The sequence below is a fragment of the Bdellovibrio bacteriovorus genome (assembly GCF_048286975.1).
GTDB lineage: Bacteria > Bdellovibrionota > Bdellovibrionia > Bdellovibrionales > Bdellovibrionaceae > Bdellovibrio > Bdellovibrio bacteriovorus_H.
The window spans coordinates 559863-586674 of sequence record NZ_JBLVRT010000001.1; the positions used below are offsets into that span (position 1 = coordinate 559863).

The 26812-nt window shown below is 49.5% G+C and carries 29 protein-coding genes; 10 read left to right on the top strand and 19 right to left on the bottom strand.

The features are described 5' to 3' along the window. Nucleotides 1–8 precede the first annotated feature (8 nt). The 6 genes from coxB to fabG all read right to left on the bottom strand — a co-directional run bounded on the left by coxB (nucleotide 9) and on the right by fabG (nucleotide 5109). The gene (gene coxB, locus ACNQKP_RS02760) at nucleotides 9–965 is read right to left on the bottom strand and encodes a cytochrome c oxidase subunit II (protein WP_011162884.1); all 957 of its coding nucleotides are present in this window, start codon (nucleotides 963–965) and stop codon (nucleotides 9–11) included. Nucleotides 966–971: 6 nt separating this feature from the next. Next, nucleotides 972–1829 carry an SCO family protein gene (locus ACNQKP_RS02765; protein WP_417862696.1) on the bottom strand — a complete coding sequence of 286 codons (858 nt, stop codon included), beginning with the start codon at nucleotides 1827–1829 and terminating at the stop codon, nucleotides 972–974. 36 nt (nucleotides 1830–1865) lie between these two features. Next, nucleotides 1866–2402 (bottom strand): c-type cytochrome, encoded by a 537-nt coding sequence (locus tag ACNQKP_RS02770; protein ID WP_417862697.1) that lies wholly within the window; start codon nucleotides 2400–2402, stop codon nucleotides 1866–1868. A 145-nt stretch (nucleotides 2403–2547) separates the two neighbouring features. Then, nucleotides 2548–3327: an alpha/beta fold hydrolase gene (locus tag ACNQKP_RS02775; RefSeq protein WP_417862698.1), complete on the bottom strand. Its 780-nt coding sequence runs from the start codon at nucleotides 3325–3327 to the stop codon at nucleotides 2548–2550. Then, nucleotides 3324–4325: an alpha/beta fold hydrolase gene (locus ACNQKP_RS02780; protein ID WP_417862700.1), complete on the bottom strand. Its 1002-nt coding sequence runs from the start codon at nucleotides 4323–4325 to the stop codon at nucleotides 3324–3326. Before ACNQKP_RS02780 ends, ACNQKP_RS02775 begins: the two co-directional genes overlap by 4 nt. Before the next feature lie 34 nt (nucleotides 4326–4359). After that, nucleotides 4360–5109 carry a 3-oxoacyl-ACP reductase FabG gene (fabG, locus tag ACNQKP_RS02785; protein ID WP_417862702.1) on the bottom strand — a complete coding sequence of 250 codons (750 nt, stop codon included), beginning with the start codon at nucleotides 5107–5109 and terminating at the stop codon, nucleotides 4360–4362. Between the two features lie 144 nt (nucleotides 5110–5253). Here fabG and ACNQKP_RS02790 point away from each other — a divergent pair, with 144 nt between their 5' ends. From ACNQKP_RS02790 to ACNQKP_RS02810, 5 genes are all read left to right on the top strand, one after another. Next, nucleotides 5254–6264: a ketoacyl-ACP synthase III gene (locus ACNQKP_RS02790; protein WP_417862703.1), complete on the top strand. Its 1011-nt coding sequence runs from the start codon at nucleotides 5254–5256 to the stop codon at nucleotides 6262–6264. Nucleotides 6265–6278: 14 nt separating this feature from the next. Continuing rightward, nucleotides 6279–7778, top strand: a complete 1500-nt coding sequence (locus ACNQKP_RS02795) for an acyl-CoA synthetase (RefSeq protein WP_417862705.1) — start codon at nucleotides 6279–6281, stop codon at nucleotides 7776–7778. A 73-nt stretch (nucleotides 7779–7851) separates the two neighbouring features. After that, complete coding sequence (locus ACNQKP_RS02800; protein WP_011162876.1) at nucleotides 7852–8376, top strand: hypothetical protein; 525 nt, start codon at nucleotides 7852–7854, stop codon at nucleotides 8374–8376. A gap of 66 nt (nucleotides 8377–8442) precedes the next feature. Beyond that, nucleotides 8443–9099, top strand: coding sequence for a matrixin family metalloprotease (locus ACNQKP_RS02805; RefSeq protein WP_417862707.1), 657 nt, complete (start codon nucleotides 8443–8445; stop codon nucleotides 9097–9099). A gap of 1 nt (nucleotide 9100) precedes the next feature. Next, nucleotides 9101–9793 carry a hypothetical protein gene (locus ACNQKP_RS02810; RefSeq protein WP_417862709.1) on the top strand — a complete coding sequence of 231 codons (693 nt, stop codon included), beginning with the start codon at nucleotides 9101–9103 and terminating at the stop codon, nucleotides 9791–9793. A gap of 3 nt (nucleotides 9794–9796) precedes the next feature. On the opposite strand, the gene ACNQKP_RS02815 is transcribed toward ACNQKP_RS02810, so the two are convergent. The 6 genes from ACNQKP_RS02815 to ACNQKP_RS02840 form a co-directional block, all read right to left on the bottom strand. After that, nucleotides 9797–10240 (bottom strand): outer membrane protein assembly factor BamE, encoded by a 444-nt coding sequence (locus tag ACNQKP_RS02815; RefSeq protein ID WP_041576814.1) that lies wholly within the window; start codon nucleotides 10238–10240, stop codon nucleotides 9797–9799. Between the two features lie 86 nt (nucleotides 10241–10326). Next, nucleotides 10327–10932: a hypothetical protein gene (locus tag ACNQKP_RS02820; RefSeq protein ID WP_417862711.1), complete on the bottom strand. Its 606-nt coding sequence runs from the start codon at nucleotides 10930–10932 to the stop codon at nucleotides 10327–10329. Then, on the bottom strand, nucleotides 10913–11587 hold the full coding sequence (locus ACNQKP_RS02825; RefSeq protein ID WP_417862713.1) for a hypothetical protein: 675 nt from the start codon (nucleotides 11585–11587) through the stop codon (nucleotides 10913–10915). The genes ACNQKP_RS02820 and ACNQKP_RS02825 overlap by 20 nt, the downstream gene beginning before the upstream one ends. A gap of 120 nt (nucleotides 11588–11707) precedes the next feature. Then, complete coding sequence (gene secA / locus ACNQKP_RS02830) at nucleotides 11708–14374, bottom strand: preprotein translocase subunit SecA (protein WP_417862715.1); 2667 nt, start codon at nucleotides 14372–14374, stop codon at nucleotides 11708–11710. A 130-nt stretch (nucleotides 14375–14504) separates the two neighbouring features. Beyond that, nucleotides 14505–14987 carry a tRNA (cytidine(34)-2'-O)-methyltransferase gene (locus ACNQKP_RS02835; protein WP_417862717.1) on the bottom strand — a complete coding sequence of 161 codons (483 nt, stop codon included), beginning with the start codon at nucleotides 14985–14987 and terminating at the stop codon, nucleotides 14505–14507. Further along, nucleotides 14980–15582 (bottom strand): gamma-glutamylcyclotransferase family protein, encoded by a 603-nt coding sequence (locus ACNQKP_RS02840; protein WP_417862718.1) that lies wholly within the window; start codon nucleotides 15580–15582, stop codon nucleotides 14980–14982. The genes ACNQKP_RS02835 and ACNQKP_RS02840 overlap by 8 nt, the downstream gene beginning before the upstream one ends. A 252-nt stretch (nucleotides 15583–15834) precedes the next feature. Between ACNQKP_RS02840 and ACNQKP_RS02845 the strand changes: the two genes are divergently transcribed. From ACNQKP_RS02845 to ACNQKP_RS02855, 3 genes are all read left to right on the top strand, one after another. Then, nucleotides 15835–16173, top strand: coding sequence for a P-II family nitrogen regulator (locus ACNQKP_RS02845; RefSeq protein ID WP_015089459.1), 339 nt, complete (start codon nucleotides 15835–15837; stop codon nucleotides 16171–16173). 32 nt (nucleotides 16174–16205) lie between these two features. After that, nucleotides 16206–17618: a type I glutamate--ammonia ligase gene (gene glnA, locus ACNQKP_RS02850; protein ID WP_011162866.1), complete on the top strand. Its 1413-nt coding sequence runs from the start codon at nucleotides 16206–16208 to the stop codon at nucleotides 17616–17618. Between the two features lie 81 nt (nucleotides 17619–17699). Next, nucleotides 17700–18107 (top strand): glycine cleavage system protein H, encoded by a 408-nt coding sequence (locus tag ACNQKP_RS02855; RefSeq protein WP_417862721.1) that lies wholly within the window; start codon nucleotides 17700–17702, stop codon nucleotides 18105–18107. A 49-nt stretch (nucleotides 18108–18156) separates the two neighbouring features. Here the strand turns inward: ACNQKP_RS02855 and ACNQKP_RS02860 are convergent, their stop codons facing one another. Next, nucleotides 18157–18711 (bottom strand): DUF4383 domain-containing protein, encoded by a 555-nt coding sequence (locus tag ACNQKP_RS02860; protein ID WP_417862723.1) that lies wholly within the window; start codon nucleotides 18709–18711, stop codon nucleotides 18157–18159. Nucleotides 18712–18861: 150 nt separating this feature from the next. Here ACNQKP_RS02860 and ACNQKP_RS02865 point away from each other — a divergent pair, with 150 nt between their 5' ends. Further along, a complete protein-coding gene (locus ACNQKP_RS02865; RefSeq protein ID WP_417862725.1) occupies nucleotides 18862–19749 on the top strand; it encodes a DMT family transporter in 888 nt (295 codons plus the stop codon). Here the strand turns inward: ACNQKP_RS02865 and ACNQKP_RS02870 are convergent. The 5 genes from ACNQKP_RS02870 to ACNQKP_RS02890 all read right to left on the bottom strand — a co-directional run bounded on the left by ACNQKP_RS02870 (nucleotide 19730) and on the right by ACNQKP_RS02890 (nucleotide 25006). Continuing rightward, complete coding sequence (locus ACNQKP_RS02870; RefSeq protein ID WP_417862726.1) at nucleotides 19730–21007, bottom strand: hypothetical protein; 1278 nt, start codon at nucleotides 21005–21007, stop codon at nucleotides 19730–19732. The two genes, ACNQKP_RS02865 and ACNQKP_RS02870, sit on opposite strands and share 20 nt — an antisense overlap. Nucleotides 21008–21175: 168 nt before the next feature. Continuing rightward, nucleotides 21176–22591 carry a HAMP domain-containing methyl-accepting chemotaxis protein gene (locus ACNQKP_RS02875; protein WP_417862729.1) on the bottom strand — a complete coding sequence of 472 codons (1416 nt, stop codon included), beginning with the start codon at nucleotides 22589–22591 and terminating at the stop codon, nucleotides 21176–21178. Nucleotides 22592–22600: 9 nt separating this feature from the next. Beyond that, nucleotides 22601–23404, bottom strand: coding sequence for a hypothetical protein (locus ACNQKP_RS02880; RefSeq protein ID WP_417862731.1), 804 nt, complete (start codon nucleotides 23402–23404; stop codon nucleotides 22601–22603). Between the two features lie 43 nt (nucleotides 23405–23447). After that, entirely contained in the window at nucleotides 23448–24731 is a 1284-nt protein-coding gene (locus ACNQKP_RS02885) for a Na+/H+ antiporter NhaC family protein (RefSeq protein WP_417862732.1), read from the bottom strand. A 2-nt stretch (nucleotides 24732–24733) separates the two neighbouring features. After that, nucleotides 24734–25006: a peptidylprolyl isomerase gene (locus ACNQKP_RS02890; protein WP_417862734.1), complete on the bottom strand. Its 273-nt coding sequence runs from the start codon at nucleotides 25004–25006 to the stop codon at nucleotides 24734–24736. 51 nt (nucleotides 25007–25057) lie between these two features. Between ACNQKP_RS02890 and ACNQKP_RS02895 the strand changes: the two genes are divergently transcribed. After that, the gene (locus ACNQKP_RS02895; RefSeq protein WP_417862735.1) at nucleotides 25058–25813 is read left to right on the top strand and encodes a substrate-binding periplasmic protein; all 756 of its coding nucleotides are present in this window, start codon (nucleotides 25058–25060) and stop codon (nucleotides 25811–25813) included. Here ACNQKP_RS02895 and ACNQKP_RS02900 read toward each other — a convergent pair. Continuing rightward, nucleotides 25810–26751 carry a hypothetical protein gene (locus ACNQKP_RS02900; protein ID WP_417862736.1) on the bottom strand — a complete coding sequence of 314 codons (942 nt, stop codon included), beginning with the start codon at nucleotides 26749–26751 and terminating at the stop codon, nucleotides 25810–25812. The genes ACNQKP_RS02895 and ACNQKP_RS02900 overlap by 4 nt on opposite strands. Nucleotides 26752–26812: the final 61 nt, after the last annotated feature.

Sequence of the window (26812 nt, forward strand, 5' to 3'; positions counted from 1 at the left end):
TCAACTCCTTACTTCAGATTCTTGATGTACTCGACAAGAGCACTCAATTCGTTTTCGTTCAGCTGACCCTGGAAGGTGGGCATAACGCCCTTAGGGAAGCCTTTAACGATGTGTTTGTTTGGCTCAAGGATGGATTCGCGAATGTAGTTTTCGTCGAATACGATCTTGGAACCATCATCCATAACTTCTTCGTGACCAAATTTTTGGAACAAAGAAGGACCGACCATTGTTGCAGGGCTGTCGACTGCGTGGCAGGACGCGCAGGCTTTAACCGCAAACAATTTCTTACCTTTTTCACCCAGTGGCAGGAATCTTTCTTCCTGACCCTGTTCCAGGTATTTGTCGAAGTCTTCACGGGAAACAACTCTCAACTTACCGATCATGCCGGAGTGAGAAGTACCGCAGTACTCAGTACAGAACAGGTGGAATTCGCCCAGCTTGTCAGCTTTGAACCACAAAGCTGTGTAACGGCCTGGAACCGCATCCTGTTTAATACGGAAGGATGGAACGAAGAAGGAGTGGATCACATCAGAGGAAGTCAGAAGGATCTTCACGTCCTGATTGATTGGTACCACAACCTCATTCACGGTTTTGAAACCGTTCTTGTATTCAACTTCCCAAGCCCACTGCTTACCCAATACGTTGATTTCCAACGCATTTTTAGGCATCGCGCGCATTTGGTGATAGATGTACCAGCCCCAGCCGAACACACCCAGGAAGATTACAAGTGGAATGAATGACCACAAGAACTCCAACGCTGTGTTGTGAGAGATATAGGCTGTCTTGTCGTTGGAAGACTTGCGTCTGTATTTCCAAACGAAATAGATCATCCCACCGATCACTAGGACGCAGGCGATCAAACTTGTTACAAGCAAGAATCCATAAAGATTGTCGACCTGCTTCGCAATCTCGGTTCCCTGCGTGGGCATGAAGGATTGGGCCTTCGCAATATTAAACCACATCATGTACCTTTATCTCCCCGCCGTATTGTTCTGCTCTCTGCGAGCGCGAATCCATACAGGCAATAACCAAATTACCATCACCAAAACCATCACCGCTCCGCCCATCTTCATTACGTTGAAGGCAACAAGCGTGTACTTGCTTTGATGTGGGTCATACTTAAAACAATAAAGCACCAAGCTGTCGACGAAGGTTCCGATTTTACCATCGGTCGCTTCGTTCAGAGCGATCTTGATGTCCTGAGGATTAAACATAATCCCCGGCAGATAGCGCGAGATCGTTCCGTCCGGAGTGATTACAATCGCCGCAGAGGCGTGCGCCCACTCTTGAGCTTTCTCGTCCCATCTGAACTTGAACCCCAGTGACTGCATCATTGCCTGCACCGTGGATTCGTCCGCCGTGATGAAGTGCCATTCTTTTTCAGAGCCGGCGCGGTCATACAGCTTCATGTAAGTCTGTTTTTTGTTTGCCGCCAAGTCGGGAGTTTCTTTTGAGTCAAAACTCACAGACAGCAATTTAAACTTCTTACCAATCGTCCAATCTTTATCCATCAACTTGAGCGCGTCGGTCAGACCGTTCAAGTGGAAGTTACAAAGACCCGGACAGGAAAAATACACCGGCGAAATGATCACCGGATGTTTACCGTCGAAGAAAGACCCCAGCGCCACTTCCTGGCCGTTGTCGTCTTTCACTTTCAAAGTCAGGTCGATTTTAGAACCCAACTTTTCGTCGATACCCACGCCTTCAAGCTCTTTGGGCTGCTCGTTGGCAACCATCGGAGCCGGCTTGCCGTCGTAGGCTTGAGCACCTGCTGAAAACAAAACAAGAACGGCCGTCGTCAGAACCGTTCCCATTGTCTTTGTTTTCAATACCAGCTCATTGGCAAGCATTAATTAAATCCTTAATTATTGTGCGGTTTTTGCAAACTCAGCGACTTTAGCAGGATCGTCTTTAGATTTATTTTCAGTGATAGAATCGATGAAATGAATCACGGCCCAACGGTCAGCAGGCTTGAAATGAGAATAAGCCGCCATGGAGGAACCTTTGATACCATTTTGCAGAACTTTAAAGTGCGCAATAACGCCTTCACCTTGAGTCCATTTACCTTCAACCAAGTTGCGTGGTTTTGGATTCAAAGCCGCACCCGCAGCACCGTCGCCTTTACCCTCGTTACCGTGGCACATAGCGCAGTTTGTGGAGTAGAACTTCTTACCGTAAGCAACCATTTCAGGAGTGGAAACCCAAGGATCCTGAACTTTGGTGATATCGAAGACAGGAACAGCGCCCTCTACTGCAGGGGCATTTGGATCTACAACGTTCTCGCCAAGATCAACACCTTTATTGATCGCAACGATGTAAACGAAGAATGCACAGACGAATACCATTGAAAAGGCAAACGCCAGCAGACCACTACGGTTATACTCATCTCTAGGCTCAGACATAGGTTGGCACTCCCTGGGGGACGCAAAGTAGTTTTGTCACAGTATTGTAATATATTAAACGATAACTAACCGAAAACAGGCTGATGGGCAACCTATTACGCCGACCCGGTCGAGTTGATTTCGCGCGGCGCAACGCGCCACGCCGTCACCAGAACAGATAACTCCGAGTGATGTTCACAAAGGTTTCGGGATTCTCGATATTTGGACAATGTCCCAGGTCAGGAATTTGCGCGAATTTACCACGCGAAAACAACGCCGCCAGAGCTTGAGAATCACCCTCAGAAAGCAGCTTGTCGTGCTCTCCATGGAGCACCAGAACTTCGTGTTCCACGGACCTCAAATCCTCGCGAACATCAAGCCCATCAAGGACTTTAAGCACCCAGTGACCGATAGTTTGTACGGCCTTATAGGCGTCGGCCACCACCACTTCCTGGAAGTATTGGGACTGAGGATTATTATTATGAATCGTGGATCCGATCACTGCCGCCGTCAGCGCGCGGTCCTGCTTCATCTGCTCAAACGCGGTGATCATCGACGCATCAAACGTGACGCCTTGTGCCCCGACAGGATCCAGCAGAACAGCTTTTTTAAACAGAGTGGGTGCTTTTGACAACATCAGCGCCGCAATCAGACCCCCGGTGGAATGACCCACCAGGTGGTACGGACCCTTATTCAGTTTCTTGAGCAACGCGATGAAATCCTCGGCAAACAGGTGCATGTCGACTTCGCTGCTGTCTTTGGGGGCGGCACTTTTACCGCACCCGCGGAATTCAGCGTAAATCAAAGAACCGGAATAGTTTTTCCCTGCCGCATGCTTTTCCCAGAATTCCTGAGCTGGATACCACCAGCGGTTGGACGCCAGGTTCCCATGGATGAAAAAAACACTTTCCGGAACCAGTCCGTCGACAACCTCGTGATGAATCATTCGCGACCCACCTGAATTTCTTCCTGACCGCTGCGAACTTCACCGCGGAACGGATAACCTTCAAAGTCACGGCCTTCAGAAAGTTTTCTGTTACCAGTGACAATCTGATAAACCCAGGCTGCCGTGAAATTTGGAACCGCTTCCACCATCTTGTGTTCAGAGCCATTGATGTACAAACGACTGGCGCGGGCTTTTTCCGGAACTGCATCCCAATATTCGTCCAGCACGCTGGTGTTGATGTATTGATCCTGACGCGCAATCAGCAAATGTAAGGATTTGGCCGGAATGGAATCCGTCAAATCAATCGGTCGGTACTTACGAATACCCTGAACCAGACGGAAGGTGGCTTCCAGCTTAAACGGATTTTCAAGCACAATGGGTTCTGCCTGCGGATAAGTCGCATAGATGATCTGGTGCAGATAATAGTCATACAGATCATCATCCGACATTTTATTAAACGGGAAGATCTGACGTGTCGCCCAGATCTGCGCACGAATCCACTGATCCTGACCATCCAGCGGACGCGTGAACGGCGCCATCATGATCAGATTTTTCACCAGGGATGGATAAGCGGCGGTGAAGCCTGCGGCCACACCACCGCCATAAGACAGTCCTGCAATATTGTAAGGACCTTTTAAATTCATTTTATCTAACAGCGACTTCAGATCAGCAACCTGATCCTGAACCGGAATCGGCGCCACCACCGGAGCATACTTCAACAAAGTCTGCCCCTGCCCGATCGGATCATAGCGCAAAACGCCGACACCTTTTGCCAGCAGAGCATTCACGAAAGAATCCCACTGGCGGGTGCTGTAGGTCAGCCCGTTGACCAAAACAACCGTGGGCTGCTTTTCTTTGGCGGGAACATAATCCACAAACAACTCTTTTTGTGGAGCAACCTGAACGAAGCCTTTGAACGCTTCAGCCTTTGCCAAAGATTCCAAGGACACAAAGAAACCTGATACCAAGACACTCAAAGCCAAGAACAGAAATCTCATCGAAGTCACTCCTTATAAAAAGTTGTCAGATCATTTATAGAACCAAACCACCATCAACGCTGATCACAGCGCCGTTGATATAACCCGCTTGTTCGCTGGACAGGAACAGACATGCATTGGCGATGTCTTCCACTTCCCCCAAACGCGCCACTGGAACTTTAGCTTTCATGCCGTCAAGAACTTCTGCAGGCATCGCTTTGGTCATGGCTGTTGCAATAAAACCCGGAGCAATTGCATTGGAGGTGAAACCTTTGCGACCCAGTTCTTTCGCCCATGTCTTGGACATGCCGATCACGCCGGCTTTTGCCGCCACGTAATTGGTCTGACCGAAGTTTCCATAAAGCGCCACAACAGACGCGATATTGATGATGCGTTTGCTGTTGGAGTTCGGATTGAATTTTTCCAAAACAGATTTTGTGACATTGAACAAACCTGTCAGGTTGGTATTGATGACTGCATCCCAGTCCTCGGGTGACATCTTTGCAAAAGATTTGTCGCGGGTGATACCTGCGTTGTTCACAAGAATATCCACAGCCCATGGCAAAGACGCCGCGGCTTTCGCTACAGAATCACGATTGCCCACATCGACTTGCGCGATGTGAATCTGCGATCCGTACTTTGCAAATTCAGATTTCGCCGTTTGCAAAGCTGCTTCAGAATAATCCCAGATGGAAACATTTCCACCGGCTTCCAAAAAGCTTTTGGTGATTTGAAAACCGATACCGGAAGCTCCGCCGGTCACGATGGCATTTTTGTTTTTGAAATCAAAATTAATATTTGTCATGAACTTGAAGTACCCCGACAAGCCCCCGGTCCGTCAAAGGAAAAAGCACTTTTTCGCTCGGAGTATAGAGTGAATGCTCTAAATTTCTTTTCTTGCCAAAGACCGCAAATTGAATTCTAGATTAGCGAAATCGCAAAGGATTAAATGATGACGACGACAAGAAAAGCGACAATTGCAGGGACCGGGATGTACGCGCCTGAGCGTGTGATCACCAATCAATACTTTAATGATCTTTACAAAAAAGACATCGGATCCTTCCTGGCGGAAAACCGCAACATCAAGGAACGCCGCTGGATGACTGAAGATCAGCGCACGTCTGATTTGATTCTGCCCGCAGCCGAACAGGCGATGAAAACCGCTGGCATCACAGCAAAGGATCTGGATCTTATTATTGTTTCTACCGACACACCTGACTATCTTTCCCCGTCCACCGCCTCGGTGGTGGCGTACCGCCTGGGTGCGGTGAATGCGGGAACTTATGATATCAACACCGCGTGCGCAGGCTTTGTTGTGGGTTGTGATATCGCTTCCAAATATATTTTCGCCGACAGCAAATATAAAAACATACTGGTGGTGGGCGCCTATGCGATGTCCAAATATCTGAACTTTGATGATTACAAAATTGCTTCCCTGTTCGCCGACGGCGCAGGCGCGGTGATTTTGCAACCATCCAAAGATGATTCCGGATTCATCGACAGCCAGATGTACACCGACGGTCAGTACCACGACTATATGGGCATCTATGCCGGGGGCACCGCCCAGCCGGTCACCCACCAGGTGGTGGAAAACAAAGGTCACCTGTTGGCTTTCCCAAAACGCATTCCGCCCGAGACCAATGGCATTCACTGGCCGCGTTTGACTAACATTTTATTGGATCGTATCCAGAAGAAGCCGTCTGATATCAAGCACTTCTTCATCACCCAGTTCAACGTTCAAAGCATCTATGAAACTTTGGACAAACTGGAGCTTCCGCGCGATCGCGCCCACTACGTGATGGACCGCTATGGCTATACCGGATCTGCCAGCATCGGCATGGCGGTGGCGGATGCGGCCAACCAGAAAAAAATGAAAAAAGGCGACTTGGTCTTTATGTTGGGCTCTGGCGGTGGTATGAGCATGGCTGCACTGGCTCTGGAGTGGGGATACGACACTTAATCCACGAGAAGGTAATGATGGAACTGGATTGGCTGAAACGCTGGAAGCTTTATTCTCCGAAAAATATCGCCATTAAAGATGGCGATACGGGTCGTGAATTTTCCTACGCTGAATTTTTCGATCTGGCTAACGCCGGAGCGCACGTGCTGCACGAAAAGTTCGGCATCTGCAAGGGCGACCGCGTGGCGGTTCTGGCCACCAACGAACTGGAATACGTATTCCTGTTCTTTGCCTTGCAGCGCCTGGGCGCCATCATGGTTCCCGTCAACTTCCGACTGACCCAGCGAGAGGTCAATCACATCATCACGGATTCTTCGCCGAAGCTGGTTTTGTTCCAGGAAGCTTATCGCGACATCGTCGAAAACCTTCCGGGCACGCGGCACTATCTGCTGCAGGGTCCAGACAGTTTTGCCACCGACCTGCAAAACCCTCCGGCCCAAGGGGAAATGCCCTTCGTACCGAAGGAAGAGGACCCGGCCATGATCCTTTACACGTCAGGCACGACGGGCTCCCCAAAAGGGGCCCTCCTGACTTACAAGATGATCTTCTGGAACTCGATCAACACAACCCTGCGTTTGAATATTTCTCAAACCGACTGCACGGTGATCTTTTTGCCGTTCTTCCACACAGGCGGCTGGAATGTTTTGACGACGCCGTTCATTCATCGTGGAGCCAAGGTTGTGTTCTTAAAAAAATTCGATGCTGAACAAATTTTATCTTTAAGCGAAAAAGAAAAAGCCACACTGTTGTTCGGTGTTCCGACCACCATGGAAATGATGGCAAGGTCCCCCCGCTTCAACGACATCAACCTGGAAAAAATCCGCTATGCGATTGTGGGCGGTGAACCCATGCCTTTGGAGCTGATCAAGACCTGGGATCAAAAAGGCGTTCCGGTGCGCCAGGGTTACGGTCTGACTGAATTCGGACCGAATGTGTTTTCACTGAATGAAGAAGATGCACTCAGAAAGATCGGTTCTATCGGTTTTCCAAACTTTTATATTGAAGCCAAAGTCGTCGACCCTGAAGGCCGCGAGCTGGGCGCCAATCAAGTGGGCGAGTTGTTATTGCGTGGTCCAATGATCATGCAAGGCTACTGGCACAATGAAAAGGCCACACAGGAAACCATCAAAGAGGGCTGGCTTTGCACCGGTGATCTGGTTCGCCGTGACGACGAAGGTTATTACTATGTTGTCGGCCGCAAGAAAGACATGTTCATTTCGGGTGGAGAAAACGTGTACCCCCCTGAAGTGGAGCAGATCCTGCGCACCCACCCCGGCGTCTTAGAGGCGGCAGTTATTGGCATTCCGGATGACAAATGGGGCGAGGTCGGCAAAGCCTTTGTGGTTCGCAGCAGCAATGACCTGACGCCGGAAACCCTGCACCAGCACTGCGTTCAGAACCTAGCGAAATTCAAAATTCCCAAGCATTTCGTGTTTTTGCCGAGCCTTCCCAAAGGTGACAGCGGTAAAATTCTGAAGCGCGTTCTTGCGGAAACGGCGAATCAAAGCTTCTAACAAGTCCGTCATTTTCAGTTATACAAAAGCCCCCACGGGGGTTATACCAAGTCCACCTGAACGGAGACTTTTTATGAAAAAGCTGATGATGGGCCTGATGTTGGCCGTGAATCTGATTTCCTTCAACGCCTTGGCTGACAAGCAATTCGTGGGCGCGAACAAGTTCTACGACTTGATCGCAGACTACAAATCGGTTTGTAAATCTGCAGAGTGCGTGAAGCCTTACCGCGAGATGATTGTTTACACAAACGGCGTGCGCGACTCTTTCCTGACAAAATTCCAGTTCACAAAACTTGAACGCATCTCTGACAAACAAGCCTTCATCTGGATCGACACCGTTTTACAAGGTGACTTCCACACTGACGGCAAAACCGTTTTGGAAGAAGTCGTGGCGATCTTTAAAGGAACTACCCTGGTTGCTTACAAAGTCGACTACAGCCAGCTAGCTTGGTATGTCGGCGCTTGTGGTTGGGATGGCGAAAGCATGTCGGGCTTGGAAAAATGCCCGATGGGTAAAATCCATGAGTCCAGCTATGTGTCCCCGGATTTCAAAACCTATATCCGCAACCACGACGATATCGCTCAGTTCTATAACTAGGTCCTAGGTCGAGTATTCATTTCTTGTCAGGTTGCGCGTTTAAAACTCGTGTAAACTGACAAGTATATGTTCAAGTGGATCGTCCTTTCTCTCACACTACTATCTTTGTGCGCCTGCGAAAAGGGCCCCAATCTTGGGCCCGGCGACGACGATCTATTAGCCAGTGAAAATCAAGCCGACTGTGGCTTTGTGCAAAACTCTTACGGTCAGCGCGTTTCCTGGAAATCCAACATCCCTGTAAAATTAAAACTTCACAGCAGCTATCCGATTGGGTTCGAAGAAGCGCTTAACAAGGCCGCCCAGCACTGGAACGATGCTGCCGGAATGACTTTGTTTACCTTCAGTCGCGTGACAGATTCCCAGGCCAATGCCGCTACCAAAGACGCTAAAAGCACCGTACACGTACTGACCGAGTGGCCTTGGCAGGAAGCTCCGAAAAAGAACTATCAGGCTTTGACGACCCTGTACTGGCGCTCGAACCAGATCTATGAAGCGGATCTGATCCTGAACGACCAGTTCTTTAACTTCTTTACTTACGACACCCCGTCTATGGGTTCAGGTGTGCATCTGGAAAGCTTGATGGTGCACGAACTGGGACATGTGTTGGGTCTCAAACACCGTGACAACACCATAGCCAGCGTTATGTGGAGCATTCTAAGTTCAGACACAATCCGCAACACCCTGACTCAGGCGGATCGTGATACAATAAAGTGCGAGTATTAATATGAAGAGACAAAAGTCACCGCTACAAAAAATGTCGCGCATGATGAGCCTGATCTTACTGATGGCGGCTCTTCCGTTTGTATTGCATACACTGAACGAGAAACTTTCGCCGAAGCGCAAAGTCGCCTCGGACGGCGGCCTAAGTTCGGTGGGCACGGTCTCTGACAGTTTCGATTTGAGCGAAGCGTCCCCTGAAGAATTTAAAAAAGCCTTCAAATACCAGATTCTGAAAAATGTCGAGCTGGATCAGTTCAGCGATGGTCCCGGCATCAAGCTGGGTCTGTTCCTGATGAAAAGCCCTGCCGGCTCCCGCGTGTTTGTATGTGACCGCTACCCTACGGTCGATCTTTTGTTCTCGGCGGAAGGTGTGGCGATTTCCGGTGAAATTCCGAAGATGGTTGTGCGCATCCCTTGCGTGGTCAGCGATGATCAGAATCACATCGCGGCCTTCCCGATTCCATTTGCACGGATCTTTGCAAGCCCCGTCAGTGACTTTGAATTTGACATCACCGCCCCCGGTATTCGTGAGGGTGGCAAAATCTTCTTCCGCAATGTGGTGGATGAATGGCCGCGTGAGTGGGCTTGGACCGGTGTGAAGTTTTACGGGAAAGATGCTTCAGACACTTTAGAGATCACCGGTTATGAAGTGATCTCTGTCCTGGGTGAACCCCTGGTCTTGCCTCAGGGGCAGTAAGTACTAACGAACCGGCTCGAAATCCGGAACGTAACGAACCTTGTCCTCGCCCTTTGACTTCTTTTCATACTCATCATAGGAACGACGGTGACCTTCGACATCGCGGGCGATCTGCTCATCGATCTCGCGGTTCTTGCGATCATTCAATGAATCCAGAGCCACGGCATTCTTTTCTGCCGGCGGCTGCCAGATATCACCAACATAGATGGCATTGCCTTCAAAGAACTGCACTTCTTTCACAAACTTGATGCGCTTATCATAGAACACATAAGTCCAGCGATCTTTGCCATGAAATCTTTGAGTTTGGGTGGGGCTGCCCATCAGATCCAGAACGTCGTCTTTTTCCATTCCTGGCGTGATTTCTTCAAACTGCTTCAGCATGGATGTCTGGCAGGCAGACAACATCAGGCCAAGCGAAATCAACGGTATAGCCGCATATCGGAGCATACTTCCCCCATTCTTCTAAGGTACCAGCTTCGCCCGTTCCTCGAAAGCGAGCAACTTTCTTTTGTCTCAATATGGGACAGGGAATTTTATTTTTTCAGAATAACCGGATCAGTCAGACTGGCCGGGGCCTGAGGAGCAGGCTTTTTATGCCCGTCAGCAGCCTCAGAGGCTTCCACCTTTTTTACATCTTCCGGAGTTTCGTACTGACTGCGAACCTTTTTAAGAGTGCGCTTCACTGACGAGCCCAGGCTCATCTGATTTTCCATTTCTTCGATGGACTTTAAATCAATGCGTTCGTATTCGCGTTTGTCCGCCAGCCCCTTTTCCGGGTAACGGTATTTCAGCAGGGTTCTTTCCCTGTCATAGTCCTTCAGATTCTTTTCCATGTCCTTGTGCAGGGTCATCATGTGGCCTAGAATCTCGTTAACCTTGGCGGGGTCCTTGGTGTGCTGCTTTTCCAGAATCAGTTTCTGAATTTCAGTTTCACCGGCTTTAATTTTGGCTTCCAAAGCCGCCACGCGGGCCTGAACCACACCATAGCTTTCCTCGCGGGATTTGACCTCTTTCGGAGCGGCTTCCTTCTTTTCGCCGTGGCCTCCGCCATGCTCTTCACCCCCACTGGCCAATGCCACGGACGCAGACAAAAGAATTGTCAAAAAGCTTAACGAAATTTTAGGAACCAGACAGGACATCTTGCCTCCAGGAAATTTTAAAAGGCAGATACTTTATTCGGTTGATCAGGACAGAGGCTTTAGCCGGAGTCAGGCCCCGCAACACAAGTCTTCCGCCTCCCACATTTGCCAGCAATCCCGCCACATCCCAGCCAAAGCGGGAATCGGTCATGGCTTCGCGCAATTGAGCCAGCAGTCGACTGGACTCGATGCCATCGATAGTGACCGTATAGGCCAAGGGCCCTGAAACCGTGTCAGCGTTGGCAAAGTCAGTGACGTCAGAAAAATCGGCGGTGTCTGAAGACATCGGTGCCGGTTCAGAGGCTGGCTGCGAATTCACCGAATCCAAAGTCTGACTGAAATCATAAGGGGCTTCTTCTATCGGTGGAACGTCCCCCGGAACCTGCACAGGTTCAGAATAAGAAACATCGTCGTGCGGAGGCGCATTCATCCCCGGATCCTGCGACGGCTCGTAAGCCTGCTCAGCATACTGCTGATCATTGGAATAAGGCTGATCCTGATAGGATTGTTCCGGGATGGAATTGTCAGGAGTGAAAGTTTCCTGCGGAGCAGAGAAATCCTGAATCGGCGGGACAAAGTCATTTCCAGGCTGCTGGAAATCCTGTCCCCCCTGAAAATCGGCCGGAGTTTCTGGCTCCGGCTCGTGTTGCGCCATTTCTGGCTGTCCATTCCAGTCGACAAAGAAAACCGCATTGCATTGGGAACACGTGAAAAGAGTCCCCAGATGCTTATCAAGAATCTCTACCGGCTGGTGGCAACTTGGACAAGAAGCCAATTATCTTTTTCCCTTCGAGTCTTTGTCCATACGACGACGCTCTTCACGGTTCATCGGACGGTCGTCACGAGGGCCGCTTTGGAATGTCATCTTGCGCTTTGGAGCATCTTCATTCTCAGGAATACTGTGACCGATGTCCGCTTCGCTAGGAGATGAATAATCCAATTCATCCAGGTCCGCTTCTTCCGGACGCAGGCTTTCCAAAACTTCCTGCTCATTCTGCTGAGCCACCAGCTGAACGCGCATCACTTTTTCGATCGCATCAGACTTGATGGTGTTGTTCAGAGTCTCAAAGGCTTTGAACGCCTCTTTTTTATACTCGATCAAAGGGTCTTTCTGTGCGTAACCGCGCAAAGAGATACCTTCTTTCAATTTGTCGATCACGTACAAGTGGTTCTTCCAGTGATGATCGATGCTTTGAAGAAGGATCATCTTCTGAACCTGCTCAAAGAACGGTCCCATGGAATTTTTCTGACGATCCCAGACTTCTTTCACGCCGGATTTCACAGCATCAGTCACAGTCTCGGTGTTCACGGCCATGGTCGCAAAGTCGATTTTGAAACCGAAGCTTTGTGCCAGGGAGTTGTTCAGACCTTCCAGACTCCATTCTTCTTTTTTACCGCCCTCAGGGATGTGCGTGTCCAAAAGATTGGAAACAACATCACCCAGCCAGTCCAGAGTGGTTCTTTCGATTTCCTGACCTTCAAGAACTTTGCGGCGCATGCCGTAGATCGCGTTTCTCTGCGCATTCATCACAGAGTCGTATTCCATCAGATTTTTACGGATATCAAAGTTGTGTCCTTCGACCTTGCGCTGAGCGCCTTCGATCGCGTTGGTCACCATTTTAGCTGTGATTGGTTCATCTTCAGGGATGTTCAGCATTTCCATGATTTTCTGGATACGCTCACCGTTGAAGATTCTCATCAGCTTGTCTTCCAAAGACAGATAGAATCTGGATTCACCCGGATCCCCCTGACGACCGGAACGACCACGCAACTGGTTGTCGATACGGCGGGACTCGTGACGTTCTGTGCCGATAATGTACAAACCACCCACAGAGCGAACTTCCGCACGCTCAGCTTCAACCTGAGGTTTGATTTTCTGAACCGCTTCCGCGAATTCCGGAGAATCATCGTTGCCCACTTGTGCTTTTGCCAGCATGTCAGCGTTACCGCCCAGCATGATGTCAGTACCACGACCGGCCATATTGGTGGCGATGGTCACAGCCCCTTTGCGGCCCGCTTGTGCGATGATTTCCGCTTCACGTTCGTGGTGTTTTGCATTCAGAACTTCGTGCTTAACACCTTCTTTGCGCAGGAACGAACTCAAGGCCTCGGATTTTTCGATGGATTCAGTACCCACCAGAATCGGCTGACCCTTGGCCATACGCTCTTTGATATCAGCGGTGATGGCTTTGAACTTCGCTTTTTCTGATTTATAAACCACGTCTTCCTGATCCTTACGCTGGATCGGACGGTTGGTCGGAATCACGTTCACTTCAAGATTATAGATCTTTTTGAACTCAACTGCCTCTGTATCCGCGGTCCCGGTCATGCCAGACAGTTTTTCGTACATGCGGAAATAGTTCTGGAAGGTGATGGTCGCCAAAGTCTGATTTTCAGACTTCACTTCAACGCCCTCTTTGGCTTCGATGGCCTGGTGCAGACCATCGCTCCAGCGACGACCTGGCATCAAACGGCCGGTGAATTCATCGACGATCACGATCTCACCGTCTTTGATCATGTATTCCACATCAAGACGATACAGATAGTGAGCTTTCAGACCCTGGTACACGTGGTGCAGAATTTCGATGTTTTGTGGATCGTAAAGGTTGGAAAGACCCATCAGCTCTTCGACTTTCGCGTTTCCGGCGTCAGTCAGAGAGGCTGTTTTGGACTTTTCCTCCATGTTGAAGTGAACATCGCGCTTCAGGTGCGGGATGATCTGATTCACAGCATAGTATTTGTCAGTGGAGGATTCCGCAGGACCGGAAATGATCAGCGGGGTACGCGCTTCATCGACCAGGATGGAGTCGCACTCATCGACGATGGCATAATAGTGAGGTCTTTGAACATAGTCGTTCAAATCAAACTTCATGTTGTCGCGAAGATAGTCGAAGCCAAGCTCATTGTTGGTGCAGTAAGTGATGTCACAAGCGTACATCTGTTTGCGCTGCTGATCTGTCAGACCGTGAACAATAATACCCGTGGTAAGACCCAGCCAGCCATAAAGACGGCCCATGTGTTCGGCGTCACGACGAACCAGATAATCATTCACAGTTACAACGTGCACACCGCGGCCCGTAAGAGCGTTCAGGTAAACCGGCAAAGTCGCCACCAGGGTTTTACCTTCACCCGTTCTCATCTCAGCGATGTTGCCGCGATTCAGAACATAACCACCGATCAACTGTACGTCATAGTGGCGCATTCCCAATACACGCTTGGAGGCTTCACGGCAGACCGCAAATGCTTCCGGCAGAATATCGTGAACTGTTTCGCCTTTCTTCAGTCTCTCTTGAAACTCGGGAGTCTTGGCTTTGAGTTGATCATCCGTAAGAGCTGCCATCTGAGGTTCCAGGGCATTGATACGATCCACAGTGGGCTGGATCTTTTTCATCTCACGGTCGTGCTTCGTTCCGAACATTTTTGTCAAAATTTGTGTAACCATAGCCTATGAGGATAGACCCAAATTGACATAAGCGGCAAGGTAAGGGGGCAATTTCTGGATGCGTCATTGACGCGATTTCATTCAGAATTTCAAAGACTTCCTCGAGAGCGACCCCGACCAAAGCCTTAAACTATCGCAATGTAAATCGCACCTGACGAAGACCTTCATAAGCCGCGATCGCCACACTGGTGGCGAGATTCAGGCTACGAGCCCCCTCCCCAATCATGGGGATCGTGACAGTTTGTTCCGGGTGCTTTTGCAGGAACTCGGGATCCAGTCCTTTGGTTTCTTTACCAAAAACGAACCAGTCTCCGGATTGGTACTGAGGTTCAAAATAGGTGCGCTGGGTCTTGGTGGTAAAAAGCCAGATGCGGGACGGATCTTCAACGTGTTTCCACCAGTCCTCGAAGGTTTCGTGGCGGTACCACGTCAGGTGAGGCCAGTAATCCAGCCCCGCCCGCTTCAAGTTGGTGTCGTTGATCTCAAAGCCCATCTTTCCCACAATGTGCAGTTCGCAGTTGGTACCAACACACGTGCGCCCGATATTTCCGGTGTTTTGCGGGATTTCGGGCTCGATAAGAACAATGCGGAAAAGCTTTTCTGTATTAGGCAAGGTGTCTGTAAACCTCTTGGCCCAGTTTGGACAGCGCCAGTCGACGACCTTTATCGACGATCAGCTCAAGATTCATCAGCTCACGATAGAGCGTCAAATCAATCGGTACAATCTCCCGGCCAGAGGAGCGACCCAGTCTCTGAATATAAGTGACCTGCTTGTCACTCAGTTTGGAAGTCAGCACCGGCTGCTCTTCCATGGAGCGTCTCCAGTCTCCGCCTGAAATCACCGTGGCATTCACAGGCAGCTTCAGAGGATTCAGGAAATAGATCCAAGCTTTCACCGGAGCGGACATGCCTTCCGGGTGCACTTCGATCTCTTCTCTGGAGTAAAGGCTCTTGTCGGGATCCATGCGATTGTAGCCGTGGAACTCATCCATCAGGCTCAACAATAGATCGGATCCCTTAAGTTCAATCAGTTGTCCCGGAACCAGGTCAGATCCCCCTTTGACCATCGCCGGGAAGCCCACTTTCAAGCGGTAGGCAGTTGCCTTAACCCTTGCAAATACTGAAGATTCCACGAAATTCTGGATCTTGCCGAAATGGACCATGCCCTCGCAAAAAGAACCGTAAACGAAAAAACGCGTTGTAGTCATTATCCCCCCCGAGTACGACAACAAAGTTTGATTTTCCGAAAATGAGGTCCCGTGTGTACCAAAAACCACATGGCACCGCAAGCCGCTTTGGCAGCGATTTTTCTTTTTTTCCAAGGAGTGACACTTACTGGTCTGCGTTATTACGAAATTAAAAAAAATAAATGACCTTTCTAGTTTTTGCATTCCTGAGTTCCTTTGCTATCCTTTTGAAAATCCAAATTTAGAAGTTCGTTTTCCCGAACAAAGAAGTAGATGAAAAAAATTGAGGCAATCATAAAACCCTTCAAGCTTGATGATGTGGTCGATGCTCTCTCAGAGGTCGGCGTTGAAGGGATCACTGTCTCAGAAGTTCGTGGTTTCGGCCGGCAAAAAGGGCGCACTGAGGTTTACAAAGGCGCCGAATACGTTGTCGACTTTCTTCCAAAAATAAAAATTGAAGTGGTTCTTCCTTCAGCTCTGGTCGACAGCGCTGTCGAGGCCATTCGTAAAACAGCTCACACAGGCAAGATTGGTGACGGCAAAATCTTCGTGCTTCCTGTGGACTCAGCCCTTCGCATCCGCACCGGTGAGAAGGACGAACAGGCTCTTTAGATTATGTTTTTTAACCCCCAGGGAGGCTCACGATGACCGGTAAAGATGTATTAAAATTCGCCAATGAAAAAGGCGCCAAGATGGTGGATCTGAAGTTCTGCGATATGCTTGGAACTTGGCAGCACCTGACTGTGCCTTTGCACCAACTGACTGCTGAGGCTTTTGAAGAAGGCTACGGCTTTGACGGAAGCTCCATCCGCGGCTGGAAAGGCATCGAAGAGTCAGACATGATCATCATGCCGGATCCATCCACAGCGATGATGGACCCTTTCATGCAGGTGCCAACTTTGTCTTTGATCTGTGATGTCTGCCTTCCGGAAACACTTCAAGCCTACAACCGTGATCCTCGCCAAGTGGTTAAAAAAGCCATCGCTTACATGCAGTCCACCGGCATTGCTGACACGGCCTACTTCGGTCCGGAAGCGGAATTCTTCATCTTTGATGACATCCGTTACGAACAAACAAACAACTCTGCCTTCTATATGATCGACAGTGACGAAGCTGTCTGGAACACCGGCCGCGACGAAGGTGGAAAAAACCTGGGTTACAAAATCCGTCCGAAAGAGGGTTACTTCCCGGCCCTGCCAACAGATTCCCAGCAGGATCTAAGAACCGAAATCTGCCTTGAGCTTGAAAGATGCGGCATGCAAGTGGAACGTCATCACCACGAAGTTGCCTCCAGCCAGGGTGAGATCAACTTCCGCTTCGACACTGCTCTGAACATGGGCGACAAAATGATGTGGTTCAAATACATCGTGAAAAACGTGGCAAAACGCTACGGTAAAACTGTGACCTTCATGCCAAAACCAATCTTCGGTGATAACGGTTCCGGCATGCACATCCATATGTCCCTGTGGAAAGATGGAAAAAACCTGTTTGCCGGCAACAAATACGCAGGCCTTTCCGAAATGGCTTTGCACTATATCGGTGGCGTTTTGAAACACGCTCCGGCTCTTTGCGGTATCATCAACCCGACAACCAACTCTTACAAGCGTCTGGTTCCGGGCTTTGAAGCTCCGACAAAACTGGCTTACAGCTTCAAAAACCGTTCTGCGGCAATGCGTATCCCGAACTCCGGTCCAAATCCGAAGGCAAAACGTATTGAGTTCCGTACTCCAGATCCATCTGCCAACATTTATCTGGCAGAAGCAGCCATCCTGATGGCGGGTCTTGACGGTATCATCAACAAGATCAACCCAGGTGATCCACTGGACAAAGACATCTATGGTCTGCCTCCTCAAGAAGCAGCGGCGATCCCTTCTGTTCCGGGCACTTTGGAAGAAAGCTTGAATCATCTGATGAAAAACTGCAGCTTCCTGAAAAAAGGCGATGTTTTCACTGACGACTTGATCGAAACCTGGGTTCAGTACAAAATCGACAAAGAAGTGCGTCCGGTTCAACAAAGACCGGTTCCCTACGAGTTCCACTTGTACTACGATTGTTAATCGCGCCCCCCGCCACGCGGAGGATGTGGTGCGAGCAAGCTCGCACCACTGGACTAGATCAGCTTTAGATAAGGAAAGAATATGGCATCTGACGACGTAAGAAATTTTATGGGCTATCTGTGGATCCGAAAGGAAGATGGACTCATCACTATCGGTATCAACGAAGACGGTCTTGAAGACTTCGAATCCATTTCTTCTGTGGACCTTCCTGCAGAAAATGAACAGGTCGAAGAAGATGTTGTGATCGGAACTCTTGAAACTGATGACGGTCCACTGGACATCTACACTCCGGTTGCCGGAACTGTGGTGGAAGTAAACTCTCAGGTTATCGACGATCCATCTTTGATCATGGAAGACCCGTATGAAGAGGGTTGGTTGATCCGCATCGAGGCTGATGAAGAAGCCGATGAGGACGATGAAGACGAAGATGATGACGACGATGATGATGAGGATGAAGACGACGATTACGAAGATGAGGACGAAGACTAGTCCTTAACGACAAAGCCCCGGAAAACCGGGGCTTTTTTTTATCCTTGAATCAATGCCAGGTGGTTCCCTTCGGCGCCATGCGATCCAGCTTTCGGGCCGTCAGCCAGGCTCCGATCACAAAAGCCGCCCCGATCAAAAGGTGCACGATATGATCAGCGGTTCCCAGCTCCAGGTAGCCTGGAATCAAACGCCACCAGAAGGAATCATAGTCCATCATTGGCGGAATCATCGTGGTGTTGGAACCAAATAAGAAACCGGCAAGGCCCAACATTCCATAGACAGCACCGAAGATATAGCTGAAGCGCTCAGCTGAAATCAGAGAATTATTCACGCCAAACCATAAAGCCGCAATACCCGAGAAGATGTGCACCAGATTATGGGTCCAACCCAGATGCATTCCAAACAGGTTCGGCAGCACAAACCCTGCCATTCCGACCAGCACAAAAGCCACCCCGACAACCATGCACACCCACTGCGCGGGCGAGGTTTCATTTTCGGCCAGTACGACCGGCTTATCTTCAGGACGCTGAATCGGTTTCGAGACTTTCTCTTGTTTCGGAATCTCTTTGGGTGTTTTTTCAAAGTTCGATCTTTGCGGTTCCATAAGATGCTCCTTTGTTTAAACAGCATCATTATCCGCCTTCCCCGGGGGCATCGGCAGAAGTCTTATGGAATTTTGACAAGATTCATTGGCCCAGATGCGATTCGACAGGAATCCGGTGACCGTACTTGGACCTTCTGCTAAATTTCGCCGATGCCTGCAAGGTTTGAAAATCTGATTTTATATGCAATCTGCACCCTTATCTGGGGTTCCACCTGGCTGGTGATCACCTTCCAGATCGATGCGGCATCGCCGGTGACTTCGGTGTTTTGGCGCTTCCTGCTTTCCACGGTTATCTTGTTACTTTTCTGTTTCTGGAAAAAACAAAACCTGAAGTATTCCCGCCAGGATCATCTGCTGTTTGCAGGTCAGGGCGTGCTGATGTTTTCCATCAACTACATGCTGACTTACGTGGCGGAAACGATGGTCAGCTCAGGGATGGTGGCATTAAGTTTCACCCTGCTGGTTTACTACAACATGTTCGGAATGCGTCTGTTCTTCAAAAAACCCATCACACAGAATGTGATTTGGGGTTCTTTGCTTGGTGGCGTGGGGATCGTATTTATTTTCCTGAACGAGATTCTGAATTTTGATCCCAGCTCAAAAACCATCTGGGGTCTGCTGGTGGGCTTCCTGGCAACACTCTCGGCTTCCATGGGAAACATGGTCGCGCAGAAAAGCTATCAAAAGCGCATTCCCGTGGTCGTCACCAACACCTGGGGCATGCTTTACGGAAGTTTGTTCACTTTGATTATGGCCTTGGTGCTGCAACATGATTTGAGCATTCCCCTGAATGCCCGTTTCCTGGGGGCCCTGTTCTATCTGGCGCTGTTCGGATCCGTGATCGCCTTTGGCGCTTACTTGTCTTTGGCAGGAAGAATTGGAGCGGAGAAAGCCGCCTATACCAGCGTGCTTTCTCCGGTGATTGCTCTGACACTTTCCAGCTTTTTTGAGAACTTCCACTGGACGCCTTATATCATCCTGGGTGTGGTTCTGTGTCTGCTGGGAAATGTGCTGACGCTTACCAAGCGGGCGGGTTGATTCCCGGAGGAAGGAAGAACACACCCACTTGGAACATGATGGAAATCGTTTTATCTGTCGTTTTTCTTAAATCCCGGCCCTGAGGGGCGCCGTTATCCACGATGATTAAACCGTCATTGCTGCCGGAAATATAAGTATGCCCCGGAGTATATCCCGCGCCATTCATCATGATTGCACCCAAAATCGGGCGATACTTTGTGGAGTCCCAGGCAATCCAGCCAGCCTTATAAAGCGCCATGGAATAATTCACGACCGCCGCGGTGCTGGACCAGATCAGCTGATTGCCTTTGGTTTTGTTAAAGTCATCCGTCACCCGATAGCCTGCGCGCTGATAGGCCTGGCGCAAAAGTTCTGACTGAAATTCTGCACATGGAACATTAGAAAACCCGTGGCGAACAGCCGTCCCTTGAGTCGCTATGCTCCAGGCCCCGGTGGTTGTGATAGCTCCGGTTTTTTCAAAGTCGATGGATCTTTGGGTCGCGACCTTTTTATCGATCATCAAATAGGACTTGGGCGTGGCCACTTCACGGTTTACCGCTTTCTGCAGTTCTGCAAAGATGCTCTGGTACTTTTCACGCTGAGCCGCTGACATTGATTCGGGTTTTACACCCTGATTTAGTTTCGCACCAAAACGTTTGGTCACAGAATTAACGTAATTGAACTTGGGCTTTCCATTGGGCTGATAATACTTCAAAAAGCCTTCGCCCGGAGTTGCCGCCTGAACGACTGCAAAGTTTCCTTCGGTGCCTTCCAGATTTCCGACAATGGAAGCAAAAACGAAAAGCCCGCCCGAGGTTTTGTTGATTTCATCAATCTTGCTTTGCGGGAACTGCGTTTTGAACGCATCAGTGACAGAAACGATTTTCACCGGATACAGGAATCCGGTGCTGGATCTTTCAATGGCTCCGCTGGAGGTGCGGTAATCCAGATGTTTGACTTCGTAATTGGACGGAACCTCGATCTGGGTTCCCGCCGGAAGTTCGACTTTATTTTCAAGGATGCCGGATTTTTCATAACGCAGGGTCATCGCCTGATTTAGCAACAACTTCTGACTTGTGACCGCAGAACCACCGCCTGGACCGGCATTGCCGCCCGCTTCTTCTTCCGGGGACTCCACTTCCGGAGTCGGCGGAACTATCGAGGCGCTTTCGTTTCCGGTTTCATCAATCGCCGGGAAATCATTGGCTGGTGCGCATGCCGCCAGAGTCAAAAGTGCTGCCAACAAAAGAGACTTGGTGATTTTTGTGGTTCCTGCCATGGGACCTCCGTTCACAGAGGTCTTCGGCCGACTCACATTAGGAATTTAATCTTTTTCCCGGTGTAAAAACTTTTTTCACCAGATTGTATGCAAGTGCACAAGTTCTGAATGAAAAAACAACCGGAGTTGTTTGTTTACGGGGCTCTGGGCGAGCCCGGCAAAGCACGTTTACCTTCCAACCAAAGATTTCAATTCACTCACCAGCCCCTGCATAGCCTGGGACATTTGCGACATTTCATCACTGGTCTGCGCGACTTCCTGAGCAACCTGCGCATTCTTTTGTGACGCCTGATCCAGACGGTTCATTGCCTCACTGATCAGGGTGATACCACGGGCCTGTTCATGGCTGGCTCCGGCAATCTCATTGTTGATCTCCAGCACTTTCTTGGCAGAATCCAGAAACTTTTGCAGTTGCTCTCCACTTTGTGTCGCGGCCTCACTGCCTTCATGAATTCGAGTGACACTGTCTTCGATCATCTTCGAAATTCCTTTGGCCGAATCCGCACTTCGTTGCGCCAGCCCCCTGACCGCATCTGCCACAACCGCAAAGCCTTTACCCATCTCACCAGCCCGCGCCGCTTCAACGGAAGCATTCAGAGCCAGCAGATTTGTCTGAAAGGCAATATCATCAATGACCTGACTGACCTCCCGAATAGCTGCTGAAGACTGCTTCAGAGCTTCCATGGAACCGATCAGCTTTTGCACAGAATCCGCCCCGGCTTGTGAAGCCGCGAAACTTTCCGCCGATAAAGCTGATGCCGTTTTCGCACTTTCGGAATTCAGCTTCACCATGCCAGACAGTTCTTCCAGCGAAGCCACCGTTTCCTCCAGTGAAGCCGCGGACTGGGTGGCACCCTGGGCCAGGTCCTGGCTGGCTCTGCTTAAATGTCCACTGGTTTCATCCAGGGAATCACCAGAGCTTTCTATGTTGGCTGCAAAACGGGTCATGCGGGTAACCAGGCTCTGAGTGACCAGGAATCCACCGACGAAACAGAACAAAACACCTACGACCGCCACCACCACATTCAAAGTTCTCAGCCCTGTGCCGGACTGATAGGCGACTTCAGCATCCTTTTCAATCAGCTCGCCAAGAGACTCCATTTTTTCTTCCAGAACTTTAAAGTTGCTATTGAACTCTCCCAGTTCGCCCAAAGCAGCCCGATACCCTTGAGTACCGGCAAGACCTACAATTTTGCGGGTCTGATCGATGTACTTTTCCATTTCAGGTTTGGTTTCGGCGATGGCCTGGCGAGTGCCCTCATTCAGCGGAAGCTCTTCCAGAGTCTTCAGGTACTGTTTAAAATCCTGCGCCTTTTCTTCCATCTCTTGAGCGGTTTCCTTTAACTTTTCGGCTTCGTTTCCTTCCGCCGCCAACAAAGAGGCCAGCACAACAGATCTCAATCCATCATGCATCATATCCGCCAGCGTCATATTACGAACTGCCGGCAGTTGAACTTTAGCCACGTTGTCGAACTGATTCATCAGTGTCGTGGAGTTCACATACGACAACGTCGCCACTCCAATAAGGACGACGATGAATCCCACACACAAAAACAACAGTCTTTTTCTTAAAGTCCAACCCATGACGGCCACTTACCAAAGCTTGGATTCGATAGAAAGATAGACGAACACACCGCGCTCGTGCTCGACCGCGGAAGGGCCCAACCCCAGCAATGCTCCGATACCAGGAACCACTTCGGTTTCCTGACCCACATCAAACGCGGTGCGGATACCAGGAACAACATAATATGTGGACTCACTGCCCTTGGTGTCCTGCCCCTCGACCGTTTCCGTATTGTTGAATGCAAACTCACACAACAGGTTCGTCTTTGGAGTCACGTTGTAAACCACGCTGGTTCCAAAATTGAAACCAAAGATGGATGCCGTATCACCAACGGCATTTTTTGCATCGGGAGTGTAAGTAAAGCCGGCATTCCAGTGATTGGTCCATTTTTCATTCAAAGTCAAAGACACGGCCTGATTGAACTGAAAGCCCGCCACTCCATTGCCAAAGCCTTTTTTGTAGTCTCCGGTTGGAACAATCAGCGTAAAGCGCGGTGCAATCGCCACAAGATCCGTATTGAGCAGTTGATAGCGATAGTTCAAAAGAACATCACCCACATTCGTTTCCTCTTCCACCCCGTTCAGTTTCAAAACCGGGATCACATAGGAAAATTGATGGGTTTCATCCGTGATAGGAATTTCGTTTGTAAAGCTATAGGTCCAGTCATGAGCTGGGTCCATGTACTGGTAAGCCTGGATAAATTGAACGACTCCGGCTTCCTGATTGTAAGCTTCTTCGATCAAAAAGGAGTTGTCTTTAACAACTTCAGCGGATGTCGCCGTACATACAGACAACAAAACACTCGCAATGGTGATATTTCTAAAGAACGTCATGCAATTTGCCTCCGGATATTTATGACATTCTTTCGGAATTATCCTAGCAACGCAAGGTTCTCCAGACCATCGAGACTATCGTCAATAAAAGAAGGAGATAACAATAGTGCACACTTCCCGCCAGCTCCAGCGGGGAAATTTTCGCCATTTGGCTGGCAAGAAGGATCTGTGCTCCATAGGGAATCACCCCTTGAACCACGCACGAAAAAATGTCCAGAATGCTTGCACTGCGCGCCGGGGGAACACCTTCTGCCCTTGCCACTTCACGGGCCAGATCGCCAGTGATGACAATTGCTACTGTGTTATTTGCCACAGCAAAATTTGCGACCGACACCGACAGAGCGATGCTGAACTCAGACCAAAGCCTCTCCCATTTTCTGCTCCGAAAACGCAGATGCTCCAGCGCCTTCTTCAAGGTGCCGAGACCACCTTGCTCTTTCATCATCTGACCCAGACCACCCATGATCATCGACAGCAGAAAGATCTCCTGCATTTCTTTAAACCCTGAATAGATATCCTGACCCAAGCGCAAGACGGTATAGTCGGCAAAGAACAGGCCCAGCATTGCAGCCAGACCGATCCCCAGGATCAAGACCAAAAACACATTCATTCCCAACAAAGCCAGAATCAAAACCACAATATACGGCAACGCTTTATAGAGATCTCCCGGATTCACAGGCACTGCCACTCCGGACTTCACGGTGAAGTACAAAAGAATAAAAGTGATAAGGCCCGCAGGCAAACTAATCGCAAAGTTCACACGGAACTTGTCCCTCATCGAAGCCCCCTGCGAACGTGTCGCCGCAATGGTGGTATCAGAGATAAATGAAAGATTATCTCCAAACATCGCACCACCAACCAGAACTCCGAAAATAGCCGCCTTATCCACCCCACCGGCCGTCGCCAAACCCAAAGCAATCGGCCCCAGAGCCGAGATCGTTCCCATCGAGGTTCCAATTGCGGTAGAAATTAATGCCGCCAAAAAAAAGAAACCTGGCACCATCAGACTTTCCGGAATCACCTTCAGTCCCCAGTAAATCGTGGCATCCACACCACCAATCGCTTTCACGACGGCACCAAATGCTCCGGCCAGCAAGTAGATCATGCACATGGAAAGAACATTAAAGTCACCCAGGCCTTGCATAAAAGTGGTCAACTTCCGGTCAAAGGCACCCTTCATCAGAATAAAGGCCAGTATCACAGCCGGCAGCGTCGCCACCGGCGACGGTAACTGATAAAAAGCGAAATCCACACCCTGCCACAGATAGTAAAATCCACTCCCCAGAAAAACCGCAACGAAAGTCAGCAAAGGAAGAAAGGGTCTCATGCCTACTCCGTTCGTCGAATGATATGGTAACCAAAGCGCGTGCGCACCGGTTGCGGAGTTGTTTCATTCAACTTGAGAGCAAAGGCCGCTTCTTCGAATACTTCGTCCATGCGACCTTCGGCGAAAACTCCAAGATCCCCGCCCGCACGCGCCGAAGGACATTGGGAATATCTTTGCGCAAGCTCTTCAAAAGTCTTTCCACTTTTCAGTGCGCGCAGAATATCTTCGGCTTCATATTGATGTTTTACCAAAATATGGCTGGCTCTGATTTTCATACTGCCCCTTTTAATTTGACGATCACTCAAAGGTTCCTTAAGGTCGTAAATGTGAATTTCACTTTATTTCTGCTTCTTTTCAGTTTTTCCGCATGGGCAAAACCTGTGGAAGTCCATGTCGGTGGTTATGAATTCCCACCCTATGTGATCAACTCCAGCGGCCGCTACGAAGGCCTGACGCTGGATTTTATTGCATTACTAAACAAAAAGCAGAGCAAATATAAGTTCACCTTTGTGCCAACGACCTCCACCCGAAGATACCACGATATGAAATCCGGGCGATATCAAATCATTGCATTTGAAAGCAAATCCTGGGGTTGGGGCAATGAACAAGTCGACACCAGCAAAATCTTCCGCTTTGGTGCCGAGGTCTTTGTCGCCAATAAGGAACGCGCCAAAGATCAAAGCTTCTTCTCTGAACTAAAAGGTAAAACCATCAAGGGCATGCAGGGTTACCACTATGGATTCCTGGGGCTGTCCACCAGCAACAAAGCCTTAAAGGGATTCAATGTTGAATTCACCAACACTCCGGACGGAAACATCCGCTCGGTCGTGATGAAACGGGCCGATATCGCCGTCATTGCCAAAGAATATCTGGATATTTACCTCAGCAAACATCCCGATGATCGCGACAAGATCCTGGTTTCCAAGAAACCCGATCAGCTTTACGAACTGGGTGTTCTGCTCAGTAAAGAAAGAAGTCCAATTACCGCCGGCGAGATGAACCGACTGATTGATATGGTTCTGAACGATGGCTCCTGGCCTGCCTTGCTGAAAAGCAAAGGTATCGGCGAGCACAGGCTTTAATCTTTGCCCTCGTCCCCAAAGATCAAGTCCACTTTCAAATAAAGCGTCATAACCGGTGCAAAGTCATCTTTGCGGGCCCAGGCGATTTCGGGCGTGGTCTTAAGATAAATCCAGTCGATGCTGGTTCTTTGCGTGTAGGTTGATGACAACACCAGACTGTCTCCGTATAGAGAATAGCCTTCCATTTTCGTGTTAAAGCGGAAGTCATAGGACAAGGCCGAATCTGCCGTGAAGGTTTGAATCAACGACGGCCCATGGTGAGTTCCAAATCGTTCGTTGGTCATCGCCCAGTTGGCTTCGTTGATAAATCGGAACAGTAATTCACGATTGAAAGCATAGTCCGTGGTCAAAGACGTTGTTTCTTCCCATTCGTCTTTTTTGGACCAGCGGAATTCCTGATAGAATGAATTTTCAAAAATTCCCAGCAAGAAGTTCCGGCGCAGACGAAGCTTCACAAAGTAATTCACCGGAATGGTCACAACCAMCCCCGCCTCGGTGTTCAGATCCCAGTAACGCTGAGCCTGTTCCTCGGTTTCAAGACCGCTTTCCTCGTCGGTGTTTTTACGCGAGAAGTATTTGTCACGGATGCTTTTTTCCCATTTCTGAAAATTCGGCAGATAAAGATTCAAAGATGTTGATAGATCCTCGGAGCCCAGGTCGCCGTCACGGACATAGTACGTCTGCGACACACGCAATGTGCTGGTGTTGCGGGCATCGTCGGCTCTGGTATTTCCAAACAGGGCATCAACGCTTTCAGAAAGACGGATCACTCGATTGGACAAACTTGCTCGAGTGTCCTCAAGATAAATCCTTCCCACAGCCATGGATTCCTGAACGACGCCGGGCTTGGGAACAGGCTCTGCGGGCGGATTTTGAGGTTCTTCGGCATAAACCGGATTAGCTAGAAATAAACAAAAAAGAACCGAAAACAACCTCATAGAATCAGGTTAAGGGGCCCACTCACGATTGTCATTACAGGAATCAGCCACTTAACGTGGA

Bases quoted from the DNA above. Each gene is read 5' to 3' on its own strand.
- coxB (WP_011162884.1), bottom strand. From the start codon at position 965: ATGATGTGGTTTAATATTGCGAAGGCCCAATCCTTCATGCCCACGCAG.
- ACNQKP_RS02770 (WP_417862697.1), bottom strand. From the start codon at position 2,402: ATGTCTGAGCCTAGAGATGAGTATAACCGTAGTGGTCTGCTGGCGTTT.
- ACNQKP_RS02775 (WP_417862698.1), bottom strand. From the start codon at position 3,327: ATGATTCATCACGAGGTTGTCGACGGACTGGTTCCGGAAAGTGTTTTT.
- ACNQKP_RS02780 (WP_417862700.1), bottom strand. From the start codon at position 4,325: ATGAGATTTCTGTTCTTGGCTTTGAGTGTCTTGGTATCAGGTTTCTTT.
- fabG (WP_417862702.1), bottom strand. From the start codon at position 5,109: ATGACAAATATTAATTTTGATTTCAAAAACAAAAATGCCATCGTGACC.
- ACNQKP_RS02790 (WP_417862703.1), top strand. From the start codon at position 5,254: ATGATGACGACGACAAGAAAAGCGACAATTGCAGGGACCGGGATGTAC.
- ACNQKP_RS02795 (WP_417862705.1), top strand. From the start codon at position 6,279: ATGATGGAACTGGATTGGCTGAAACGCTGGAAGCTTTATTCTCCGAAA.
- ACNQKP_RS02800 (WP_011162876.1), top strand. From the start codon at position 7,852: ATGAAAAAGCTGATGATGGGCCTGATGTTGGCCGTGAATCTGATTTCC.
- ACNQKP_RS02805 (WP_417862707.1), top strand. From the start codon at position 8,443: ATGTTCAAGTGGATCGTCCTTTCTCTCACACTACTATCTTTGTGCGCC.
- ACNQKP_RS02810 (WP_417862709.1), top strand. From the start codon at position 9,101: ATGAAGAGACAAAAGTCACCGCTACAAAAAATGTCGCGCATGATGAGC.
- ACNQKP_RS02815 (WP_041576814.1), bottom strand. From the start codon at position 10,240: ATGCTCCGATATGCGGCTATACCGTTGATTTCGCTTGGCCTGATGTTG.
- ACNQKP_RS02820 (WP_417862711.1), bottom strand. From the start codon at position 10,932: ATGTCCTGTCTGGTTCCTAAAATTTCGTTAAGCTTTTTGACAATTCTT.
- ACNQKP_RS02825 (WP_417862713.1), bottom strand. From the start codon at position 11,587: ATGGCGCAACACGAGCCGGAGCCAGAAACTCCGGCCGATTTTCAGGGG.
- secA (WP_417862715.1), bottom strand. From the start codon at position 14,374: ATGGTTACACAAATTTTGACAAAAATGTTCGGAACGAAGCACGACCGT.
- ACNQKP_RS02840 (WP_417862718.1), bottom strand. From the start codon at position 15,582: ATGACTACAACGCGTTTTTTCGTTTACGGTTCTTTTTGCGAGGGCATG.
- ACNQKP_RS02845 (WP_015089459.1), top strand. From the start codon at position 15,835: ATGAAAAAAATTGAGGCAATCATAAAACCCTTCAAGCTTGATGATGTG.
- glnA (WP_011162866.1), top strand. From the start codon at position 16,206: ATGACCGGTAAAGATGTATTAAAATTCGCCAATGAAAAAGGCGCCAAG.
- ACNQKP_RS02855 (WP_417862721.1), top strand. From the start codon at position 17,700: ATGGCATCTGACGACGTAAGAAATTTTATGGGCTATCTGTGGATCCGA.
- ACNQKP_RS02860 (WP_417862723.1), bottom strand. From the start codon at position 18,711: ATGGAACCGCAAAGATCGAACTTTGAAAAAACACCCAAAGAGATTCCG.
- ACNQKP_RS02865 (WP_417862725.1), top strand. From the start codon at position 18,862: ATGCCTGCAAGGTTTGAAAATCTGATTTTATATGCAATCTGCACCCTT.
- ACNQKP_RS02870 (WP_417862726.1), bottom strand. From the start codon at position 21,007: ATGGCAGGAACCACAAAAATCACCAAGTCTCTTTTGTTGGCAGCACTT.
- ACNQKP_RS02875 (WP_417862729.1), bottom strand. From the start codon at position 22,591: ATGGGTTGGACTTTAAGAAAAAGACTGTTGTTTTTGTGTGTGGGATTC.
- ACNQKP_RS02880 (WP_417862731.1), bottom strand. From the start codon at position 23,404: ATGACGTTCTTTAGAAATATCACCATTGCGAGTGTTTTGTTGTCTGTA.
- ACNQKP_RS02885 (WP_417862732.1), bottom strand. From the start codon at position 24,731: ATGAGACCCTTTCTTCCTTTGCTGACTTTCGTTGCGGTTTTTCTGGGG.
- ACNQKP_RS02890 (WP_417862734.1), bottom strand. From the start codon at position 25,006: ATGAAAATCAGAGCCAGCCATATTTTGGTAAAACATCAATATGAAGCC.